Source organism: Melaminivora alkalimesophila (assembly GCF_000282995.1).
Lineage (GTDB): Bacteria > Pseudomonadota > Gammaproteobacteria > Burkholderiales > Burkholderiaceae_C > Melaminivora > Melaminivora alkalimesophila.
The window spans coordinates 1-666 of the sequence record NZ_ALEE01000307.1; the positions used below are offsets into that span (position 1 = coordinate 1).

Consider the following 666-nt stretch of genomic DNA (forward strand, 5'->3'; position numbering starts at 1 on the left):
GGCAGCAGCCACCGCAGCGCCTCCGCATCGCGGGACCCCTTCTTCGAGAGGCCCTACGAGCCCAGCGATGGCGCCCAGGCGGCCCCGACCTGGGAGGCCGCGCCGCGGCCCGCGGCCCGCAGCAGCCTTTCCGCGAACATCAAGCCACGGCGCAAGGTGGCAGCCCTCTTCAAGGCGCCGACGGCAGCCTCGGACGCCTGAATCCCACAGGCGGGGCCGGCGCCGGGCCAGCGGCGCGGGAACCACTCCAACAGGAACATGGGAAGAACTCCCACACCAGGAAGGCGCCCGCGTGCGCACGATGGGTGTTGGGCGCGGCTCGCGGTCGTGCGCGTGCTGCGGATTGTGCAATCCCTCTCACGAAAGGCTATCCATGTTCCCGAAGAATTCCCTCGCCATGGCATTGGCATGTTCCGCGCTCCTGCTCGCTGCCTGCGGCAAGAACGACACGCCGGCTCCCGCCGAGCCGCCTCCGGTCTCGCAGTCTCCCGCGCCCAGCACGACTCCCGAGCCTGCCACCGCCCCCGCATCCGAGCCCGCGCCTGCAGCCAGCTCCGAGTCCGAGAAGGCGCCTGAGCCGGCGGCCGCTTCCGGCCTGGAGCCGGCGGCGCCCGGTTCCGCTGCTGCCACGGATACCACCCCGGCCACCGCCGGCGACGCCGGCGC

At 73.0% G+C, this 666-nt stretch carries 1 protein-coding gene and 1 pseudogene; both read left to right on the forward strand.

Translation table 11 applies throughout. The features are described 5' to 3' along the window. A pseudogene (locus A612_RS17675) lies at positions 1–201 on the forward strand (DEAD/DEAH box helicase); the annotation flags it as partial. Between the two features lie 196 nt (positions 202–397). Then, the coding region (locus tag A612_RS17680; protein WP_206536112.1) for a hypothetical protein at positions 398–666 on the forward strand (269 nt) is incomplete at its 3' end.